The 21,351-nt window shown below is 73.8% G+C and carries 12 protein-coding genes and 1 pseudogene; 7 read left to right on the top strand and 6 right to left on the bottom strand.

Annotated features, from left to right (window positions below):
• Nucleotides 1-8: 8 nt before the first annotated feature.
• The 4 genes from ACWGB8_RS12535 to ACWGB8_RS12520 form a co-directional block, all read right to left on the bottom strand.
• A complete protein-coding gene (locus ACWGB8_RS12535; RefSeq protein ID WP_452212896.1) occupies nt 9-1,196 on the bottom strand; it encodes an acyl-CoA dehydrogenase family protein in 1,188 nt (395 codons plus the stop codon).
• A gap of 228 nt (nt 1,197-1,424) precedes the next feature.
• Nucleotides 1,425-2,375 carry a hydroxymethylglutaryl-CoA lyase gene (locus ACWGB8_RS12530; protein ID WP_452212951.1) on the bottom strand — a complete coding sequence of 317 codons (951 nt, stop codon included), beginning with the start codon at nt 2,373-2,375 and terminating at the stop codon, nt 1,425-1,427.
• Between the two features lie 74 nt (nt 2,376-2,449).
• Nucleotides 2,450-4,813: an acetyl/propionyl/methylcrotonyl-CoA carboxylase subunit alpha gene (locus ACWGB8_RS12525; RefSeq protein WP_452212894.1), complete on the bottom strand. Its 2,364-nt coding sequence runs from the start codon at nt 4,811-4,813 to the stop codon at nt 2,450-2,452.
• Nucleotides 4,814-4,931: 118 nt separating this feature from the next.
• The gene (locus tag ACWGB8_RS12520; protein WP_452212892.1) at nt 4,932-6,689 is read right to left on the bottom strand and encodes a carboxyl transferase domain-containing protein; all 1,758 of its coding nucleotides are present in this window, start codon (nt 6,687-6,689) and stop codon (nt 4,932-4,934) included.
• Nucleotides 6,690-6,823: 134 nt separating this feature from the next.
• Between ACWGB8_RS12520 and ACWGB8_RS12515 the strand changes: the two are divergent.
• Nucleotides 6,824-7,486, top strand: a pseudogene (locus ACWGB8_RS12515) (TetR/AcrR family transcriptional regulator); the annotation flags it as partial.
• Between the two features lie 1,000 nt (nt 7,487-8,486).
• Nucleotides 8,487-12,524, top strand: a complete 4,038-nt coding sequence (locus ACWGB8_RS12510; protein WP_452212949.1) for an ABC transporter ATP-binding protein — start codon at nt 8,487-8,489, stop codon at nt 12,522-12,524.
• A 152-nt stretch (nt 12,525-12,676) separates the two neighbouring features.
• On the opposite strand, the gene ACWGB8_RS12505 is transcribed toward ACWGB8_RS12510, so the two are convergent.
• Nucleotides 12,677-13,771: an ATP-grasp domain-containing protein gene (locus ACWGB8_RS12505; RefSeq protein ID WP_452212890.1), complete on the bottom strand. Its 1,095-nt coding sequence runs from the start codon at nt 13,769-13,771 to the stop codon at nt 12,677-12,679.
• 166 nt (nt 13,772-13,937) lie between these two features.
• Here ACWGB8_RS12505 and ACWGB8_RS12500 point away from each other — a divergent pair, with 166 nt between their 5' ends.
• Nucleotides 13,938-14,447, top strand: coding sequence for an NUDIX hydrolase (locus tag ACWGB8_RS12500; protein ID WP_452212888.1), 510 nt, complete (start codon nt 13,938-13,940; stop codon nt 14,445-14,447).
• 130 nt (nt 14,448-14,577) lie between these two features.
• Here ACWGB8_RS12500 and ACWGB8_RS12495 read toward each other — a convergent pair whose 3' ends face one another.
• The gene (locus ACWGB8_RS12495) at nt 14,578-14,847 is read right to left on the bottom strand and encodes a hypothetical protein (RefSeq protein ID WP_452212886.1); all 270 of its coding nucleotides are present in this window, start codon (nt 14,845-14,847) and stop codon (nt 14,578-14,580) included.
• 1,276 nt (nt 14,848-16,123) lie between these two features.
• On the opposite strand from ACWGB8_RS12495, the gene ACWGB8_RS12490 reads away from it, so the two are divergent.
• The 4 genes from ACWGB8_RS12490 to ACWGB8_RS12475 all read left to right on the top strand — a co-directional run bounded on the left by ACWGB8_RS12490 (nt 16,124) and on the right by ACWGB8_RS12475 (nt 21,002).
• Nucleotides 16,124-17,692: an APC family permease gene (locus ACWGB8_RS12490; protein WP_452212885.1), complete on the top strand. Its 1,569-nt coding sequence runs from the start codon at nt 16,124-16,126 to the stop codon at nt 17,690-17,692.
• Nucleotides 17,693-17,898: 206 nt separating this feature from the next.
• Nucleotides 17,899-19,044 carry a tryptophan--tRNA ligase gene (gene trpS, locus ACWGB8_RS12485; RefSeq protein WP_452212883.1) on the top strand — a complete coding sequence of 382 codons (1,146 nt, stop codon included), beginning with the start codon at nt 17,899-17,901 and terminating at the stop codon, nt 19,042-19,044.
• Between the two features lie 200 nt (nt 19,045-19,244).
• Nucleotides 19,245-20,231 (top strand): S66 peptidase family protein, encoded by a 987-nt coding sequence (locus ACWGB8_RS12480; protein WP_452212881.1) that lies wholly within the window; start codon nt 19,245-19,247, stop codon nt 20,229-20,231.
• A gap of 9 nt (nt 20,232-20,240) precedes the next feature.
• Nucleotides 20,241-21,002, top strand: a complete 762-nt coding sequence (locus tag ACWGB8_RS12475) for a nucleoside/nucleotide kinase family protein (RefSeq protein ID WP_452212879.1) — start codon at nt 20,241-20,243, stop codon at nt 21,000-21,002.
• The last annotated feature ends 349 nt before the right edge of the window (nt 21,003-21,351 follow it).

Below are 21,351 nucleotides of genomic sequence, written 5' to 3'. Positions count from 1 at the left end.
GCGGAGGGTCAGGAGACGCCGAGCTCCCGGGCGATCAGCATCCGCTGAACCTCCGACGTGCCCTCGCCGATTTCGAGGATCTTGCAGTCGCGCCAGAACCGGGCGACCGGGAATTCGTTCATGAAGCCGTACCCGCCGTGGATCTGGGTCGCCTCGCGGGCGTTGTCGACGGCGGCCTCCGACGAGTACAGCTTGGCGATCGCGGCCTCCTTCTTGAACGGTTCGGAGTGCAGCAGCCGGGAGGCGGCGTCCCGCCAGGCCAGGCGGGAGGTGTGCGCGCGCAGCTCCATGTCGGCGAGCTTGAACTGGATGGCCTGGTTGGCGCCGATCGTCCGGCCGAAGGCCCGACGGGTGTTGGCGTAGGCCACCGACTGGTCGACGCAGCCCTGGGCCAGGCCGGTGGCCAAGGCCGCGATCGCGATACGGCCCTCGTCGAGGATCCGCAGGAACTGGGCGTAGCCTCGGCCACGCTCACCCAGCAGGTTCGACGCAGGAACACGGCAGTCGGTGAAGGACAGTTCACGGGTGTCGGACGCGTTCCACCCGACCTTCGAGTACTTCTTGGAGACCTGGAACCCCGGGGTCCCCGTGGGCACGATGATGGACGAGATCTCGCGCTTGGGCGAGAGGATCTCGCCGTCTTCACTCGAACGAGCGATCGGTTCGGTCAGGGCGGTGACGGTCACCAGACCCGTGATCTCCGTACCGGAGTTGGTGATGAAGCACTTGGTGCCGTTGATGACCCACTCGTCGGTGGCCTCGTCGTAGCGCGCCGTGGTGCGGGTCGCGCCGGCGTCGGAGCCGCCCTCGGGCTCGGTCAGGCCGAAGGCGCCCAGGAGTTCGCCGGAGGTGAGCCGGGGCAGCCACTCGCGCTTCTGCTCCTCGGTGCCGAACCGGTAGATCGGCATCGCGCCCAGGGAGACCGCGGCCTCCAGCGTGATGGCGACCGAGGAGTCGACCCGGGCGAGCTCCTCCAGCACCAGGCCGAGCGCGAAGTAGTCGCCGCCCATGCCGCCGTACTCCTCCGGGAACGGCAGGCCGAACAGGCCCATCCGCCCCATCTCGCGGACGATCTCGTAGGGGAACTCGCCCTGCTCGTAGAATTCGCCGATCTTGGGCGCGACGACGTCCTGGGCGAATTCGGCCACAGTGCGGCGCAGTTCCTCGTACTCGGGGTTGAGCCGGTGGTCGAGCATGGTGATCCTCCTGGGCCTCGGGTTCGTGGCCGTCGGCGTGGTCGGGACGGCCGGCCTCCGCTCGTCGGTGGGACGGAGGCGCGGTGTGCGGTCGGTGGCTGTCGTGGGCGCGGCGGCGTGCCGGCCCCGGGGCCGCGTACGGGCCCCGGCGGCTCGGCGCCGTCGCGGGGGTGGGCGGGTCGGCCTGAGGCGGGCCGGCCGGTCCGGGTCGGTCGCGGTCGGTCCGGGTCAGTCGGGGTCGCCGCCGAGCAGGGCCCGGACGGCGCGGGACGGGCTCGGGCGGCCGAGCCGGCGGGCCATCCAGCCGCTGGCGGCGACCAGCGCCCGGAGGTCGACCCCGGTCTCGATGCCGAGTCCGTGCAGCATCCAGACCAGGTCCTCGGTGGCGAGGTTGCCGGTGGCGCTCTTGGCGTACGGGCAGCCGCCGAGCCCGCCCGCGGAGGCGTCCACCGTGGTGACGCCGCTGCGCAGGGCGGCCAGGGTGTTGCTGAGCGCCTGGCCGTAGGTGTCGTGGAAGTGCACGGCGAGCCGTTCGACCGGGACCCCGGCCGCGGCGAAGCCTTCCAGCAGGGCGGTGACCTGTCCGGGGGTGGCCACGCCGATGGTGTCACCGAGGCTCAGCTCGGTGCAGCCCATCTCCAGCAGCCGCAGCCCGTGGCCGATCACCTGGGCGGGCGGCACCGGCCCCTCCCACGGATCGCCGAAGCACATCGAGAGGTAGCCGCGCACCGCGACCCCGGCCCCGGTGGCGCGTCGGACGACCGGTTCGAACATCGCCATCGCCTCGTCCGCGGACCGGTTGAGGTTGCGGCGGGCGAAGGTCTCGGTGGCGCTGGCGAACACCGCGACGTCGGTGGCGTGGTGGGCGAGCGCCCGGTCGAGGCCGCGCTCGTTGGGCACCAGGACCGGCAGCCGCAGCTCCGGGTGGCGGCCGGGGAGGCCGGCGAGCCGGGGCATCAGCTCCTCGGCGTCCGCGAGCTGGGGCACCCACTTCGGGTGCACGAAGCTGGTGGCCTCCACCGTGCGCAGCCCGGCGGCGGCGAGCCGTTCGATGAACTCGGCCTTCACGTCCACGGGTACCAGCGCGCTCTCGTTCTGCAGGCCGTCGCGCGGTCCGACCTCGTGGATCCGGACCGCCGCCGGCAGGCCCGGGTCCCGGACGGGGTCCGGCAGGCCCAGGTCGAGGGTGTCGGGCTCCCGGCCGGGGACCGTGCCGCCGGTGCCGGTTTCCGTGGCGGTGGGGTCGGCGGCGGTCACGACCGCACCTCCGCGGGGCCTTCGGCCGGGGCGGCCCCGGCGGGGGAGCCCTCCTCGACCGGGGTGACCACGACGAGCAGTTCCTCCATGGCGACCGTGGCGCCGGCGCTCGCGCGCAGTTCGGTGACCGTGCCGTCGTGCGGTGCGGCGATCACGTGCTCCATCTTCATCGCCTCCAGGACGAGCAGCGGCTGGCCCCGGCGGACCTGCTCGCCGACCGTCGTCTTCACGACGGTGACGGTGCCGGGCATCGGGGCGGTGAGCGCGCCGTGGTGGGCGGCGCCGGTGGCGGCGCTCTCGCCGACCGCGTCGTACGGGTGCACCTGCCAGGCGTCGCCGTCGATGCCCAGCCAGGTGACCGGACCCGCGGCCGAGGCGGCCGGCGCCGGGTCGGCGGTCAGCGCGAAGGCGGTCTGCAGACCGTCGACGGTGAGCTGCAGCCGACCGCCGGTGCGGACCGCGCGGGCCCGACGGGGCGTCAACTCGCCGAGCTGGACTTCCACCTCAGGAGTGGCGTCCGCGGGAATGGAAGGGCTCCCGGCGCTGTTGCGGACGGTCACGGGTCGAACGCGTACCGCCACCGGGTCCTGGCCGGGGATGCGGAGTCGGTGGGTGGTCCAGGCGGCTTCGCCGCCCATGCGCCACCCGGAGGGAAGGGAGAAGGGATCGGTCCAGCCGCTGCCGGTATCCGCCGGGGCGAGGTCGAGGTGCCGTGCGAGCGCGGCCGCGTAGTAGAGGAGGTGGGACGGTGCCGGGTCGGCGGTGACGGTCGGCGACGGCTCGGCCGGGGCCCCCTCGGTCGGGGACCCGGTGGCCCGGGTGGACTCGGCAAGTGCCGGGTCGGCCGGTGCCGGGGCGGACTGCGGGGAGTAGGGCGAGGCCAGCAGCGCGGGGTTCTGCTGGACGGTCTGCTCGACGAGTCCGGTGTCGAGCCGGCCTGCGACGACGTCGGGGTGTGCGAGCAGTCGTCGCAGGAAGCCGGTGTTGGTGGTGACGCCGAGGATGCGGGTGTCGGCCAGGGCCGCGCGCAGCCGCCGCAGGGCGGTCGGGCGGTCCGGCCCGTAAACGATGACCTTGGCGAGCATCGGGTCGTAGGCGCTGGTGATCACGGTGCCGGGGGCCACCCCGGAGTCCACCCGGACGCCCTCGCCCTGCGGCTCGTCCAGGACCAGGATGCGCCCGCCGGTGGGCAGGAAGTCCCGCTCCGGATCCTCGGCGCAGATACGGGCCTCGATGGCGTGGCCCAGGAAGGAGACATCGGACTGGACGAAGGAGAGGGGCTCGCCCGCGGCGATCCGCAGCTGCCATTCGACGAGGTCCAGCCGCCAGGGCGCTGCCGGGGCCGTGCCGGCGGCATCGGCGGAGGCCGGACCGGAGCCGGGCGCCGCGCCGCCGATGGCGATGGCGAGCTCGGTGACGGGGTGCTCCACCTGGAGACGGGTGTTCATCTCCATGAAGTAGAAGTCCCGCACCCCCTCGGCGGGGGCGGGTGAGTCGGGGTCGAGGCCGGGGACGATGAACTCCACGGTGCCGGCCCCGGTGTAACCGCAGGACTCGGCGGCCCGGACGGCCGCAGCGCCCATCGCGGCGCGGGTCTCGGCATTGAGCAGGACGGAGGGAGCCTCTTCGATCAGTTTCTGGTGGCGGCGCTGCAGACTGCACTCGCGCTCGCCGAGGTGGACGGTGGTGCCGTGGGCGTCGGCCAGCACCTGCACCTCGATGTGGCGGGGCCGGTCGACCCAGCGCTCCAGCAGCAGGGTGTCGTCGCCGAACGCGGTCCGGGCCACCCGTCGGGCGGCGGCGATCTCGGTGGGCAGTTCGGCGGGGTCCCTGACCAGGCGCATGCCCTTGCCGCCGCCACCGGCGGACGGCTTGAGCAGGACGGGGTAGCCGATCTCCTCGGCGGCGGCGACGAGTTCGTCGTCCGTGGGGGCGGTGGCCCGGCTTCCGGGCACCACCGGGACGCCGGCGGTCCGGACGGCCTCCTTGGCGTTGATCTTGTCACCCATCAGTTCCACCGCGGAGGGAGGAGGACCGATGAAGACCAGTCCCGCGTCGGCGCAGGCGCGGGCGAAAGCGGGGTTCTCGGCGAGGAAGCCGTAGCCGGGGTGGACGGCCTGGGCACCGGTGCGGCGGGCGGCGGCGAGGATCTGGTCGGTGCGCAGGTAGGTCTCGGCGGCGGAGCTGTCGCTGCGGTCGGCCGGTCCGAGCCGGACGGCCGTGTCGGCCTCGCGGACGTGCGGGGCGTCGGCGTCCGCGTCGCTGTACACGGCGACCGAGCGCACACCGAGGCGCCGAAGGGTGCGGATGACCCGCACGGCGATCTCGCCGCGGTTGGCGACCAGAACTGTGTCGAACATGGGAGGCGTTCCTCCGGGTCGAGTGGAGCCGTACGAAGGAGGTGGAGAGAAGGGCGAACGGGCGGAGGACGGGCCCGGGACCGGCTCGGGATGCGGCCGGCCGGCCCGGGCGGGCGCGTCACATCCGGAAGACGCCGTACGGGCCGGGCGGCGGGAGCGGGGAGTTGGAGCACGCGGTCAGCGCGAGGCCGAGCGCGGTCCGGGTGTCCAGCGGGTCGATCACGCCGTCGTCCCAGAGCCGTGCGGTGGCGTAGTAGGCGTTGCCCTGGCGCTCGTACTGCTCGCGGACGGGGCGCTTGAACTCCTCCTCCGCCTCGGTCGGCCACTCCTCGCCGTGCGCCTCCAGTTGGTCGCGGCGGACGGTGGCCAGGACGGAGGCCGCCTGCTCGCCGCCCATCACGGAGATCTTGGCGTTCGGCCACATCCACAGGAAGCGGGGTGAGTACGCCCGGCCGCACATCGAGTAGTTACCTGCGCCGTACGAGCCGCCGATGACCACCGTCAGCTTCGGGACGCGGGTGCAGGCGACGGCGTTGACCATCTTGGCGCCGTGCTTGGCGATGCCGCCCGCCTCGTACTGGCGGCCCACCATGAAGCCCGTGATGTTCTGCAGGAAGAGGAGGGGGATGCCGCGCTGGTCGCACAGTTCGATGAAGTGGGCGCCCTTGAGGGCCGACTCGGCGAACAGCACGCCGTTGTTGGCGACGATGCCGACCGGGTGGCCGTGGATCCGCGCGAAGCCGGTCACCAGCGTCGCGCCGTACTCGGCCTTGAACTCGGCGAAGCGGCTGCCGTCGACCAGCCGGGCGATCACCTCGCGTACGTCGTACGGCGTGCGCGGGTCGACCGGTACGGCGCCGTACAGACCGGCCGGGTCCACGGCGGGCGCCTCGACCGGGGCCAGCGGCCACGGCTTCGGCGCGCGCGGGCCCAGCCCGGCGACGATGGTGCGGACGATGGAGAGGGCGTGGGCGTCGTCCTCGGCCAGGTGGTCCGTCACGCCCGAGGTGCGGGAGTGCAGGTCGCCGCCGCCGAGCTCCTCGGCCGTGACCACCTCGCCGGTGGCCGCCTTCACCAGCGGCGGGCCGCCGAGGAAGATCGTGCCCTGGTTGCGGACGATGACGGCCTGGTCGCTCATCGCCGGGACGTACGCACCGCCCGCCGTGCAGGAGCCGAGCACGGCGGCGATCTGCGGGATCCCGGCGGCGGAGAGGCGGGCCTGGTTGTAGAAGATCCGGCCGAAGTGGTCGCGGTCCGGGAAGACCTCGTCCTGCATCGGGAGGAAGGCGCCGCCCGAGTCCACCAGGTAGATGCAGGGGAGGCGGTTCTCCAGCGCGACCTCCTGGGCGCGCAGGTGCTTCTTCACCGTCATCGGGTAGTACGTGCCGCCCTTGACGGTGGCGTCGTTGGCCACCACGACGACCTCGCGCCCGGCGACCCGGCCGATGCCGGCGATCACACCGGCGGCGGGGGCCGCACCGTCGTACATGCCGTCCGCGGCCAGCGGGGCCAGTTCGAGGAACGGCGAGCCGGGGTCGAGCAGGGTGTCCACCCGGTCGCGGGGCAGCAGCTTGCCGCGCGAGGTGTGCCGGGCCCGTGCCTTCGCGCCGCCGCCGAGCGCCGCGGCGCCCAGCTTCGCGCGCAGTTCGGCGACCAGGGCGCGGTGCGCCTCGGTGTTCGCCCGGTAGGCGTCCGAGCCGGGGTCGGCGAGCGAGTTGAGGCGGGGCGCGGGGGCGGACCAGCCGTCGCCCGGCCGACCGCTGCCGGCCGTGCCTCCGTTCGCGCCCCCGCCGTTCGCGGAACCACGGCCTGCGGGGTCGCCGCCCGTGGGGCCGCCGATGAAGCCGGTGGGTGCGCCGGCCGATGAGAGGACCATCCAAGAGCTCCCTTGCCCTCGGCACCAGGTGGGCCGACAGGTCCAGGTGTGCCCGCGACCCCCACACGTTAATGAGCGTTAACTCGTGCGGCCCAGGTTAACGCTCGATAACCCGACTGTCTACGATGGGCGGCATGCCGAACGTCCCCACCGCCTCCGCGCTCCCCCGCCGCGACCAGATCCGCAAGGAGGCCGCCCGGCTGTTCGCCGCCCGGGGCTTCCTCGGTGTGGGCGTGGACGAGATCGGCAAGGCCGTCGGCATCAGCGGGCCCGGCCTCTACCGGCACTTCGCCGGCAAGGACGCGATGCTCGCCGACCTCCTGATCGGCATCAGCGAGCGCCTGCTGGAGGAGGGGCGCCGCCGGGTCGGCGGCGAGAGCGGCATGGGCGGGGCGGGCGCCGAGCCGGGCGGTGCCGACGGTGCCGGGGAGCGGGGTGGCGACGCCGCCGCGACCCTGGACGCCCTGATCGGCGGGCACGTCGACTTCGCGCTCGACGACCGGGACCTCATCACCCTGCACGACCGGGAACTGCTGCACCTGAAGGAGGAGGACCGCCGGAAGGTCAGGCGGCTCCAGCGCGAGTACGTCGAGCTGTGGGTGGCCGTGGTCCGCCGGGCCTTCCCCTCGCTCGCCGAACCCGACGCCGAGCCGGTGGCCCGCGCCGCCGTCCACGCCGTCTTCGGGCTGATCAACTCCACCCCGCACAGCCTGGCGCCGAGCGCCGCCGCCCTTCCGGCGCCGACCACCGCCGTGGGTTCGGCCCAGGCCCAGGCCCAGGCTCCGGCCCGGCCCGAGGCTGCCCCGAAGGCTCCCGCGAAGGCTTCCGCGGATTCGGAGGAGGCCGCGAACGCGTCGTCGGCCATTGCGCCGAACGGGGGAGACCCGGCGGGCGACCGCGCCGACGCCACCGCGGATGCCGCAGCCGACGCGGGTGCCGCCCCGGCCACCGCCGAGCGCACCGGCCTCCAGCGCGACGCCATGGCCGCCCTGCTCCACCGCCTCGCCCACGGCGCCTTCGCCGCCGCCTCGGTCGCCGTGCCGTCCGCGGGACCTGCGGTGCCGTCCGCAGGCCCCGGCGCACCGTCGGCCGGGTCCGGTGTGTCGGCCGCCGGGCCCGCCGTGCCGGCCAGCAGCTCGGCTGCCAGTCCGGCGAACCGTCCGTGACCACGCTCGGAACGCTCACCGGAGACCTGTCCGCGGGGCCGTCCGCAGGGCCGTCCACGGGGCCGTCTACGGGGCTGTCCGAGGAGCCGTCCACAGGGCCGTCCGGCGCCGGGTAGCAGCGGTCCGGTCGCCGCGGTCGCCATGGCGTAGGACGAAAGTCGGCCTTTCGGATGCCCCGGAGGTCGGTGGGCAGGCGCCCGTACATCGGTCACGCTGGACCTCAGGAGGGCTCGGCCCCGGACGGGGGAATCACCGCAGCTCGCAGGCTGTTGGTCCCTCCGCCGGCCTTGGCGGGCCGGCCGGTCCTGGCCCGAAACCCCATGGTGGCCACCTGACGGAACGGTTAGTGTCCCTAAATATGCCTGAGACTCACGGATCTACGGCGGAGCTACCCCCGGCCGAAGCCCGGACGCCCGGCGCCGGCGCCGGCGACGGTGCGGAGGCCGGGAGCGCTGCCCGCACCGACCGGCCGTCCACCCGCCCGGGCGCCGGCACCACCGTCAGCGGCGACGGCACCCACAGTGACGGCACCCACACCGCCAGCGCCCAGAGCGACAGCGCCACCGGCCACGGGCCCAAGGCAAAGCCCGATGCCGATGCCGACGCCGGCCCCGGCTGGCTGAGCCGACTGATGGGCTACTGCTGGCGGTCGCGGCGCAGTGTGCTGCTCGCCTTCGGGGCCTCGCTGGTGGGGATGGCGGTCACGTCGCTGGTCCCGCTGATCACCAAGTTGATCATCGACGACGTGATCACCCAGCACACCCGTTCCCTGCTGCCCTGGGCGATCCTGCTGCTGCTCGCCGCGGCCGTGGTCTTCGGCTGTACCCAGGTGCGGCGCTACTACGGCGGTCAGCTCGCGCTCGACGTCCAGCACGACATGCGCAGCGACCTCTTCCGTTCGCTCGGCCGGCTTGACGGGCACCGGCAGGACCGGCTGGACACCGGGCAGGTGGTCGGCCGGGCCACCTCCGACCTCCAGTTGATCAACGGCCTGCTGTCGATGCTGCCGATGATGACCGGCTACCTGCTGATGTTCGTGATGTCGCTGGCCGTCATGCTCTGGCTGTCACCGCCGCTGACGCTGATCGCCCTGGTGATGGGACCGGCGCTCTGGTGGGTCTCGGTGCTCAGCCGCAAGCGGCTGTTCCCGTCCACCTGGGCGGCCCAGCAGGAGGCGGCGGCCGTGGCGGGCGTCGTCGACGAGGCGGTCGGCGGGGTCCGCGTGGTGAAGGGGTTCGGGCAGGAGGAACAGGAGCTGGCCAAGCTGGAAGCGGCCTCCCGCAACCTCTTCGCCGCCCGGCTGCGCTCGGTCCGGCTCAACAGCCGCTACAACCCGGCGATGCAGGCGATACCGGCGCTCGCCCAGGTCGCCGTGCTGGCGGTGGGCGGTTGGCTGGCGGTCGAGGGCCAGGTCTCGCTCGGTACCTTCGTGGCCTTCTCCACCTACGTCGCGCAGATGACCGGCCCGGTGCGGATGCTGACCATGGTGATCACCGTCGGCCAGCAGGCCCGGGCGGGCGTCGAGCGGGTGCTCCAGCTCATCGACGAGCGCCCACTGGTCCAGGAGCGCCCGGACGCCGTCACCCTCGATCTCACCGGCACCACTGCCGCCCCCACCGCCACCGACCCCACCGCCACCGCCCCCACCGCCCCCGCTGACCCCACCACCCCGCGCACGGTCGGCCCGCTGACGTCCGACGTGGCGCTGGAGTTCGACCGGGTCGAGTTCCGCTACGACCCCGAGCACCCCGCGCCCGTCCTGCACGGGCTCGACCTCAAGCTCGCCCCGGGCGAGACCCTGGCGCTGGTCGGCGCGTCCGGGTCGGGCAAGTCGACGGTGGCGCAGCTCGTGCCCCGCTTCTACGACCCGGCGGCGGGCGCGGTCCGGCTGTACGGGCACGACCTGCGCGACCTCACCCTGGACTCGGTCCGTGCGGCGGTCGGCATCGTGCCGGAGGAGAGCTTCCTGTTCTCCGAGACGGTCCGCACCAACATCGCGTACGGGCGGCCCGACGCGACCGACGAGCAGATCGAGGCGGCGGCCCGGGCCGCGCAGGCGGACGAGTTCGTCCGGGAGTTGCCGGACGGCTACGAGACCAAGGTCGGGGAGCAGGGGCTCACCCTCTCCGGCGGCCAGCGCCAGCGCATCGCACTGGCCCGGGCGATCCTCACCGACCCGCGCATCCTGCTGCTCGACGACGCCACCTCGGCGGTCGACCCGCAGATCGAGGCGGAGATCCACGACGCCCTGCGCTCCGTGATGGCCGGCCGGACGACCCTGCTGATCGCCCACCGCCGCTCCACCCTCCAGCTCGCCGACCGCATCGCCGTCCTGGACCACGGGCGGCTGGTGGACCTCGGTACGCACGAGGAACTCGACGCCCGATGTCCCCGGTACCGGGCCCTGATCACCGACCCCGAGGCCGGCAAGACCCCCACCCCGACCCTATCGGCCACATCGGCCACGCCGGACGCCCCGGCCGGGTCGGAAACCGCGGCCGAGCCCGTGGCCGACGCGCAGGCCGAGGCCGACACCCCCGGCACCGCCCCGCAGGCCCGCGAGACCGGGGAAACCGTGGGGACCCGCGAGGCCCAGGAGGCCCCGAAGCCCGCAGCTCCCGCCCCAGACCCCACCCCCGCCCCCGCCATGCCCACCAAGGCACTGGCCAAGGCCGCCCGTACTGCAGCACCCGACCTCCTCGCCAAGGTCGCCGCCCTGCCGCCGGCCACCGACACCCCGGACATCTCCCCGGCCCGGGCCGCCGAGGGCGACCCCGACTTCAGCCTCCGCCGCCTGCTGCGCCCATTCCGCAGACCGCTCGCCCTCGCGCTGCTGCTCGTCACGCTGGACGCGGGCGCCGGGCTGGTCATCCCGATCCTGATCCGGCACGGCATCGACGACGGCGTCACCAGGGCCGCGATGGCCGGGGTGGCCGCGGCGTCGCTGGTCGCGCTGGCGGTGGTGCTGCTCGACTGGATGGTGCAGAGCGCGGAGAACAGGGTCAGCGGGCGGACCGGCGAGCGGGTCCTCTACACGCTGCGCCTGAAGATCTTCGCCCACCTGAACAGGCTCGGCCTGGACTACTACGAGCGCGAGCTGTCCGGCCGGATCATGACCCGGATGACGACCGACCTCGACTCGCTGACGTCGTTCCTGCAGACCGGCGTCGTGACCGCGGTGGTCAGCCTGCTCACCTTCTTCGGCATCTTCGCCGCGCTGCTGATCATCGACGCCGGCATGGCGCTGGTGGTCTTCGCGGTGCTGCCGCTGCTGATCGCGGCGACCCTGGTCTTCCGCAAGAAGTCGGCGGCGCAGTACGAGATCTCCCGGGACCTGATCAGCACGGTCAACGCCGACCTGCAGGAGAACGTCGCGGGCATGCGGATCGTCCAGGCGTTCCGCCGCATCGACGCCAACACCGACCGCTTCGTCGCCCGGGGCATGGCCTACCGGGAGGCCCGGGTACGGGCGCAGCTGTACATCTCGCTCTACTTCCCGTTCGTGCAGTTCCTCTCCAGCGTGGCCGCGGCGCTGGTGCTCATCGTCGGGGCGTCGCGGGTGGACGCGGGGACGCTGTCGGTCGGCGCACTGGTCGCGTACCTGCTGTACATCGACCTGTTCTTCGCACCGGTCAACCAGCTGTCGCAGGTGTTCGACGGCTACCAGCAGGCGGCGGTCGGCCTCGGGCGGATCCGCGAGCTGCTGCGCACGCCCACGACCACCGCCGAGGCGGCCGACCCGGTGCCGGTGGAGCGGCTGCGCGGGGAGATCGAGTTCCAGGACGTCAGCTTCGCCTACACCGGCCTGAACGACCCGGCCGACGGGACCGACGGGGTCAACGGGACCGACAGGGTCAACAGGGCCGACGCGGGCGACAGGAGCGGCGGGGCCGTTCCCATCACCACCACGACCGCCCCCGCGGACGTGCTGTCCGGGGTGAACCTGCGGATCCCCGCCGGCCAGACCGTGGCGCTGGTGGGGGAGACGGGCGCCGGCAAGTCGACGCTGGTGAAGCTGGTCGCCCGGTTCTACGACGCCACGTCCGGCACCGTCCGGGTCGACGGGGTCGACCTCACCCGCTACGACCTGGCGCAGTACCGGCACCGGCTGGGCGTGGTGCCGCAGGAGGCGTACCTGTTCGCGGGCACGGTCCGGGAGGCGATCGCCTACGGGCGGCCCACGGCCTCGGCGGCCGAGGTGGAGGCGGCGGCCCGGGCGGTCGGCGCCCACGACATGATCGTCCGACTGTCGGGCGGCTACGACCACGAGGTGACCGGGCGCGGCCGGAACCTGTCCGCCGGCCAGCGGCAGCTGATCGCCCTCGCCAGGGCCGAACTCGTCGACCCGGACGTCCTGCTGCTCGACGAGGCGACCGCCGCACTGGACCTGGCGACCGAGGCCGCCGTCAACCACGCCGCGGACCGGCTGGTCGGCGGGCGGACGACCCTGGTCATCGCGCACCGGCTCACCACCGCCGAACGCGCCGACCGGGTGGTGGTGCTCGACCGCGGCCGGGTGGTCGAGGACGGCACGCACGGTGAACTGCTCGCGTTGGACGGTGCGTACGCGCGCCTGTGGCGGGCCTTCATCGCCGACTCCCACCACACCGCCGACGCCCTCGCGGTGAACGCCGGCGACCGGCCGGCCCCGCACGCCGTCACGGGGTAGCGGCAGTCCGAGGCGGTCGGTGCCGGTCCGGGGCGGTCCGGCATCGGCACCGACCGCCGATCACCCGACCGCCGATCCCCGGATCCCCGCCCCCGATCACCCGACCGCCGATCCCCGGATTCCCGATCCCCGCCGCCCGGCGAGGGGCCGGCTCACGCCGCGATCAGCGACGCCAGCAGTCCGGTGGCGTCGATGCCGCGCGGGAGTTCGCTCACCTGGCCGTCGCCGACCTCGACCACCCGCCAGTTCCGGGGGGTGGGGTCGGCGTCGCCGGCGGCGTCCGCGCGCAGCGCCAGATCGGTGGTGACGAAGCGGCACCCGAGCGCGCGGACCAGCGGGCGGACGTCGGTGAGGTCCGGTTCGGGGCCGCGCCCGGGGGTGTCCGGATGCGGGCCGACCAGGATCGGTTCGCCGTCCAGCCACCACACCCGCGCCTCGGCGGCCCGCACCGCACCCGACCGGTCTCCGGCGGCCGCACGGCCCGTGCCCGCACCCGAGTGCGTCCCCGCACCATCCGTCCCCGCACCATCCGTCCCCGCACCATCCGTCCCCGCACCATCCGTCCCCGCACCATCCGTCCCCGCACCGCCCGTGCCCGCACCGGCCCCCGCACCGCTCCCGCCGCTGCGCCCCGCTCCCGCGAAGCGCTCGAACCGGCGCAGGACCACCCCGCCCGTCAGGAACTCCCCCTGGAGCTCCACGAATCGCGACACCACCCGGCCGAGGGCCGCCGGATCGGCCAGGTCGGGGACGTAGCAGGCCTCGTCCCACTCGTGCTTGCGCGACTTCACGTAGTCCTTGACCACGGCCGGTCCCCGTCCGCCCAACCGCGCCGCGGCGGCGGCCAGGTCGGCCGGGTCGGGCAGGCCGGCGGTCCAGCGGTCCGCGGGGAGCCAGGTGCTCGCCGGTGTCGCGCCCTCGAAGACGCCGTACCAGCCGGGGAGTTCATGGGCGGAGGCGTAACCGGCGGCGCTGGTCAGCATGGTGGCGCCGCGCCGTTCGAGAGCGGCGGCGAGGGCCGCGTAGGCGGGGCTCGGGACCATCCAACCCCGGTACCAGCACGGCCCGCAGCCCAGCGGCACCCGCCGCACCGCCGCCTCGACGTCCCCGGCCAGCAGCGCGTCGTGGTCGACGAGCAGGTGGCTGCCGCCCAACTCCCGCAACAGCCTGGCCTCCCAGGCGAAGTGCGGATCGGTCCGGCCGGGGTTCAGCGGATCGGCGGGAAAGAGGATCACGGGTGCGGGCATGGGCGCCAGGGTACGGCCGGGTGGGCCCCGGTGACGGCGGAACCCGCATGCGGGCAGGTCGGCCGGGACCAATTCGTTCGACGGTGTCCGACACCGCTGCGAGAGTGGCCCGATGACGAACTTGCTGCGCCTCGGGAAGCGCACCCCGTGACAGGCGGCCCGCACGGTGGTGCTGGACGAGGCCGGATCTGTCTTCCTGCTGCGCTCCGACAACATCGAGGTCGGCGTGCACTGGACCATGCCAGGCGGAGGCATCGAACCGGGTGAGGACCCGAGGGACGGAGCGCGCCGCGAACTGTGGGAGGAGACCGGCTGGACGGACCTCGAACCGGGCCCGCTGCTCTGCACCTGGGAACACGACTTCACCTGGCACGGCATCCGCGTCCGCCAGCACGAGCACATCTACCTGACCGACGGCCCGCACCGCGGCCCGGTCGGCGACGTCAGCGAGGTGCACGCCACCGACATGATCCTCGGCTGGCGCTGGTGGACCCCCGCCGACCTCGGCGACGAGAACGCCGACGCCCTCTGGCCGCCCCGGCTCCCGGACCTGCTGGACGCGGTGCGCGGTCGCTGGGCCTCCGGCGACCGCGAGGTGGTGCCGGTCGACCTCGGCTACATCCCGAACGAACCGTCCGCCGGCCGCCGCCGATCCCTGCGCCCGGGCCGTCCCTGACCGCGTGGCTCGCGGCCCATGGCTCGCGGCCAGTGGCTCGCGGCCCGAGTCAGGAAGCCGCAGGCGCCAGGGCTGCCATGAGGACCGGCCCTGCTGTGTGTGGGGTTTGCGTTACCTCGGCCGGACGGGCCTAGGCGCGTGGCCGGTTGCCCCGGCGTCCGCGTCGGCCGTACGGCCGGGGGGCGGGGCCGGTGCGCCAGCCGTGCAGGCCGAGCTCCCGGTCGTGCAGGGCGTCGGGGTTGATCAGGACGGAGAGCTGCGCGCCCTTCAGCCGGTCCGGGTCGAGGCCGGTGGCCTCCAGCAGCTGTTCGGTCGGTACCGAGACGGCGATCGCAGCGCGCCAGGAGGGCAGCAGGACGAGGCTGGTGCCACGGCCGACCCGCAGCAACTGCGCGGCCACCCGGAGGGGCTGCCGTTCGTCGGGCCGCCCGGTAGGCTCCGCGGGCTGCGGACCGGTGCCGAGCAGGATGCCCAGCGGGGTGTCCGTACCGCGCGCGCGGTCCGCACCTCCACCGGCGGATGCCCCGGATGCCCCGGAGGCCCCGGACGTCCGGGGCGTTCCGAGAGCCCCCGGCATGCCGGTCCCCGCCGTCGGAGCCGACCGGGCCGGGGCCGCACCGCTCGACGCCCCCTCGGTAGCCGTTCCGCGGCCGGCCGCGCCGGTTGCCCGGGCCGCCCGGGCCTCGGCGATCTGCGGGTGCATTCGGCTCAGCCGTCGTGACGGGGAGGGACGCCGGCTGCGGAGCCGGCTGCGCGTCTCCTCCTGCGGGGTCCCGCGTACCGCGGCCGCTGACCCGGCGGTGCCGTCCGTCGGGCCGGGCCCGGCCCCCGTACCGAACCCGGCCCCCGTACCGAACACCACCGGCGCGCCGAACACAGCCGGCGCGCCGAACACCACGGGACGACCACCCGGCCGGTCATCGCCCCCGTCCCCGTCCGTCCGACCCTCGTCGGGCCCGCGGTGGCTCGTCCCGTCGTCGCCCGGGACGCCCGGGACGCCCACGTTGCCCGCGTCGCCCTCCGCAGCCCGCGGACGCGGTACGGAGTCGGCCCGTACCGAGCCCGTGCACGGCTCGCCGGTGGACGCGGTGATGGAGCAGCGGGCGGCATCCGCGAGACCGGGGTCCCCGACGGCGGCGCCCCCGGCGGGACCGGTACCGGCCGTCGCGGCGGGGGTCGGAGGGGCGGGGTCGATCTGGTCGAGCGTGGTCATCGGCGGCCCTTCGGGGTGCGGTCCTCATGATCCTGCCGCACCGCGCGACCAGCTCCAAGCGGCTTCTTGCGCGGGCGAGGACGGCCCCGGGCCGCCAACGGGCCGGGTCCGGGGGTGGGCCCGAGGCTGCTCCGCTTCCGACCCGGGCCGGGTGGGTGGGACCTGTCCGGTGGGGCCGAGCGGGCCGTGGAGTCACCCGGAGTGAGGGGCTAACCGTCTCAAATCATGACATTCGGCGTAAATCAATTCGCCCTCAACCCTTCAAAACAAAGGTACCGCTCCTTACTTCCCATGCTTCACCGCCCCTGGATGTCTCTGTGGGGAGCGAATCAAAGGGAGTGTTTCAGATCACCAGGGGTGCACCTACCCGATCGCCGACCCCCGCACCTAGGGTGCGCTGGTGTTTGACGAGCAGCTCTCAGAGCACGGAAGAAGCGGACGGGCAACGGCGCCCAGCGCTCCGGTGGGTGCCCCGGACAGTGGCACCGGTGGTGGTGTTCCCGCGGACGGGACCGCGGGGACAACGGAGGCGGGGGCGACGGGCGACAAGGGCCTACGGGGCAACTCGGTGGGCCTGCTGGGCAGCGTGGTCCTGGGCATCTCGACGGTGGCCCCGGTCTACTGCCTGACGGCGACGCTCGGGCCGACCGTCACCGCGGTCGGTGTCCAGATGCCCGCCGTCTTCCTGGCCGGCTTCCTGCCGATGCTGCTCGTCGCCTTCGCGTACAAGGAGCTGAACAAGGCCTTCCCGGACTGCGGCACCTCCTTCACCTGGACGGTCAAGGCGTTCGGCCCGCGGATCGGCTGGATGGCCGGCTGGGGTCTGACGGTCGCGACGATCATCGTGCTGTCCAACCTGGCCGGGGTGGCGACCGACTTCCTCTACCTGATGCTCGGCGAGATGACCGGCAGCGGCTGGGTCGTCGGGCTGAACGACGACAAGGCGGTGCACCTGCTCACCGTCGTCCTGCTGATCGCGGGCGCGACCGCGATGAGCTACCGGGGGATGACCGCCACCAAGTGGTTCCAGTACAGCCTGATCGGCCTCCAACTGGCCGTTCTGCTGCTGTTCGCGGCCGTGGCCATCGTGAAGGCGGCGTCCGGCGACCTGCCCGACTCGGTCGGCTTCTCCGCGAGCTGGCTCAACCCGCTGGAGGTCGACTCCTTCAGCGCCTTCACCGCCGGGCTCTCCCTGTCGATCTTCATGTACTGGGGCTGGGACACCTGCCTCACCATGAACGAGGAGACCCAGGGCAGCGCCAAGACCCCGGGCCGGGCCGCGATGATCTCGATGGTCACCCTGGTCGGCTCCTACCTGCTGGTCGCCGTGGCCGCCCAGATGTTCGCGGGCACCGGCTCCACCGGCACCGGCCTCGGCAACCCGGCGACCGCCGACAACGTCTTCGCCGCCCTCGCCCGCCCGGTGCTCGGCTCGCCGTGGAGCATCCTGCTGTTCCTCGCCGTCGTGGCCAGCGCCGCCGCCAGCCTGCAGACCACCTTCATCCCGGTGGCCCGCACCCTGCTGGCGATGAGCACCTACCGGGCCGTCCCGCCGGGCTTCGGCACCGTCCACCCGAAGTTCCGCACCCCCGGCCGCGCCACCGTCGCCGCCGGCGCGGCCACCGCCGCCTTCTATGTCGGCATGAGCCTGATCAGCGAGAACGTCGTCCAGGACACCATCCTGGCGCTCGGCCTGATGATCTGCTTCTACTACGCGCTGACCGCCTTCGCCTGCGTCTGGTACTTCCGCCGCGACCTGCGCAACGGCGTCCGCGACCTGCTGCTGAAGGGCATCGCGCCGCTCCTCGGCGGCATCCTGCTGACCGGCGTGTTCGCGCAGACCCTGCTCGACGCCTGGGACCCGGAGTTCGGCAGCGGTGACGTGCTCGGCATCGGCTCGGTGTTCGTGATCGGCGTCGGCATCCTGGTGCTCGGCGCCGTCCTGATGACCTGGTACGGCTTCCTGCGCCCCGACTTCTTCCAGGGCCGCACGCTGCGCAAGGACACCCCGGCGCTGGTCGTGGAGGACTGAAAACCGCTCGGCGCCCCCACACCCGGGGCGCTAACCTCGAACACATGAAGCGCTTCGCAGGTCTCGACTGGTGGCCGTCCTAGGACGGCCACCAGTCAACGCCTGACCAAGGGCCGTCCGAACGGACGGCCCTTGCGCGTTCCACGACGGACGGGCCCGACCCCGGACGGCCGCCACCACCGCGCCGTACCGAGGAGAGCATCCGCATGACCGTCACCACCCGCCCCGCCGACCACGCCGACCCTGCGGCCGCCACCACGACCGCCACCGCCGCCGACCACGCGGCCACCGGTCCGGCCCCCGACGACCTCGCCGTCCTCGACGTCCTCGACGACCTCGATGCGAGGATCCGCCGCGACCCCGCCGCCCACCGCGTCCTCACCGGGGACCGGCCCACCGGCCCCCTGCACCTCGGCCACTACTTCGGCACCCTGCTCAACCGGGTCCGGCTGCAGCGGCTCGGCGCCGAGGTGTTCGTCGTCGTCGCCGACTACCAGGTCATCACCGACCGCGACCACGCCGACCGGCTCACAGAGCACACCGAGAACCTCGTCCTCGACTACCTCGCCGCCGGCCTCGACCCCGACCGCACCACGATCTTCGCCCACAGCGCCGTCCCCGCCCTCAACCAGCTGATGCTCCCCTTCCTCAGCCTGGTGAGCGTCGCCGAACTGAGCCGCAACCCCACCGTCAAGGACGAGATCACCCACTCCGGCCGGTCCGCGGTCAACGGACTGATGTTCACCTATCCCGTCCACCAGGCCGCCGACATCCTCTTCTGCAAGGCCGGCGTCGTCCCCGTCGGGCAGGACCAGCTCCCGCACCTCGAAGTCGCCCGCACCGTCGCCCGCCGCTTCAACGAGCGCTACCCCCGACCCGACGGCACCGGCGTCTTCCCCCAGCCCGAAGCCCTGCTCTCCGCCGCGCCCCTGCTCCTCGGCACCGACGGCGGCAAGATGAGCAAGAGCCGGGGCAACGCCATCGCCCTCGGCGCCGACGAGGACACCACCGCCCGGCTGATCAAGAGCGCCAGGACCGACACCGAACGCCGCATCGGCTACGACCCGGCCGCCCGCCCCGAGGTCTCCAGCCTCGTCCTGCTCGCCGCGCTCTGCCAGGACCGCGACCCGGCCGAACTCGCCGAGGAGATCGGCGACGGCGGCAGCGCGGCCCTCAAGCGCACCGTCACCGAGGCCGTCAACGAGCACCTGCGCCCCGTCCGCGCCCGCCGTGCCGAACTCGCCGCCGACCGCAGCCACGTCCGGCAGGCCCTGCGCACCGGCGCCGAACGCGCCAACGCCGTGGCCGACGCCACCCTCGCCGAGGTCAGGTCCGTGATGGGGTCCGCCTGAGGTCCCCGCCGACCCGCGCCGGCCACCCGCAGACCCGACCCCGCGGGCCGGCCCGGGTCGCCACCCCCGCCCCGCCCGGGGACCGCCCCGGATCGCCGCCCGGCAGGATCGGTCCGGACCCTACGGGGGCATACCATCTCCGGTCGGCCCGAAGGCCCGAGCCCCACCCCCACCCGCCGCCACCCGGAAGGACACCGGCCATGGATCAGCGCACCACCCCCGCCGGCCTGACCCGCCCGCCGCACCTCCGCGCCGGGGACCGCATCGCCGTGGTCGCCCCCAGCAGCCCGATCGACCCGCAGCGCCTCACCGACGGCTGCGCGATCCTGCGCTCCTGGGGGCTGGAGGTCACCGTCGGTCCGCACGTGCTCGACGTCCACCCCACCCTGGCCCACCTGGCCGGCACCGACGCCGACCGCGCCGCCGACCTGCAGAACGCCTGGCTCGACCCCACCGTCGACGCCGTCATCTGCGCCCGCGGCGGCTACGGCGTCCACCGCATCGTCGACCTGCTCGACTGGACGGCCATGACCGCCGTCCCGCCGAAGCCGCTCATCGGCTTCAGCGACGTCACCTCCCTCCACGAGGCCTTCGCCCAGCGGCTCGGCCTCGCCACCCTCTACGGGCCGATGAGCGCCGCCGCCACCTTCATCGGCGACGGCGCCACCGCCGAACACCTGCGCCGAACCCTCTTCGACCCCGCCGCCGCCACCGTTCTCACCTCGGCCGCCGCGGGCGCCCTCGTGCCCGGCCGCGCCCGCGGCATCACCGCCGGCGGCTGCGCCTCCGTCCTGGTCGCCGAGCGCGGCACCCCCGCGGCCCGCCCCTCCTACGCCGGCAGCATCCTGATCCTGGAGGACGTCAACGAGCAGCCGTACCAGCTCGACCGGATCCTCACCCAGCTGCTGCGCTCGGGCACCTTCGAGGGCGTCACCGGCGTCGCCCTCGGCTCCTGGGACGGCTGCGGCCGGCTCGACCGGGTCCGGGACGTGATGCTCGACCGCCTCGGACCGCTCGGCGTGCCCGTCCTGTGGGAGCTGGGATTCGGCCACGGCCCCTCCACCCTGACCGTCCCCCTCGGCGTCCCCGCCCTGCTGGACGCGGACGCGGGCACGCTGACCGTCGAGGTGCCCGCGCTCAGCGAGCCCGCTCCGGGCAGGGCTTCCGTGCAGCCGTCGGATCAGTAGGGTGCGGCCATGGACGACCAGACCCTCACCGAGTCCACCCCCGCGCCCGCGCCGCTCGTTCCGGACGCCGCCCCCGCCGACGCTCCCGACGCTCCTGTCGCCGCGGCGGAACTCGTCGCCGCCGCGCTCCGGATGATCCGGGGCCGGGGGAGCAGCGCCCGGACGATCCTCGGCCTCGCCGGCCCGCCCGGAGCCGGCAAGTCCACGCTGGCCCGGTACCTGGTCGCCGAGGTCGAGCGTGCCGAGGGCCCCGGCAGCGCCGCCTACGTCCCGCTCGACGGCTTCCACCTCTCCGGCGCCCAGCTCGACCACCTCGGCCTGACCCACCGCAAGGGCGCGCCCGCCACCTTCGACGCGCACGGCTACGCCGCCCTGCTGCGCCGGATCACCGAGGAGCGCTTCCACCCCGTCTACGTCCCCGACTTCGACCGCGACCTGGACGAACCCGTCGCCGCCCGCCACGTCGTCGCGCCGAGCGCCCGCCTGGTCGTCACCGAGGGGAACTACCTGGCCTCCACCGAATCCCCCTGGCCGCAGGCCCGCCGGCTGCTCCGAGAACTCTGGTACGTGGAGGCGGACGACCGGGTCCGCGAACAGCGACTGCTGCACCGCCACCGCTCCGGCGGCCGGGACGAGGCCACCGCGCGCCACTGGGTCACCGGGAACGACCACCCCAACGGCGAGTACGTGAAGGAGGGCCGGGCGCTCTGCACGCGGATCGTCCGGGCACCCGAGTTGCCTGCCGCAGCCGATGGGCGTAGTGTTTCCTAGTCGCTCGGCAGGGAGCACCGGACACGCATCGGCGCGGACGGTCCCGGGGCGGCCAATCCACAGGAACACCACTTCTGATCCGCATCGTGTTCGGCATTTGCCGGGTACGGCTGAGGGCTTATGTGGTGTGCGCGTTTATATGGGTTGCGGCCGGATTCGCTTTTCGGAGCGGGGATCGGCTAGAGTTTGAAACGTCGGACGGGCCGTCAGGCCACCGAAGGCGAAAGCAAGTCAGGGAAACGAAGCCGGTAAGAACGGCGGAAAACATCTGATAAGCTGGAAACACGAAAGAACGAAGCGCCCGGAGGGCCCGCTGGAAGGCGGTCCGAAGGAAGTGTCCGTTCCTTGA

The sequence above is a fragment of the Kitasatospora sp. NPDC054939 genome (genome assembly GCF_053610105.1).
The sequence above is the reverse complement of the archived record's forward strand: the minus strand, read 5'-3'. Positions and strand labels throughout refer to the sequence as shown.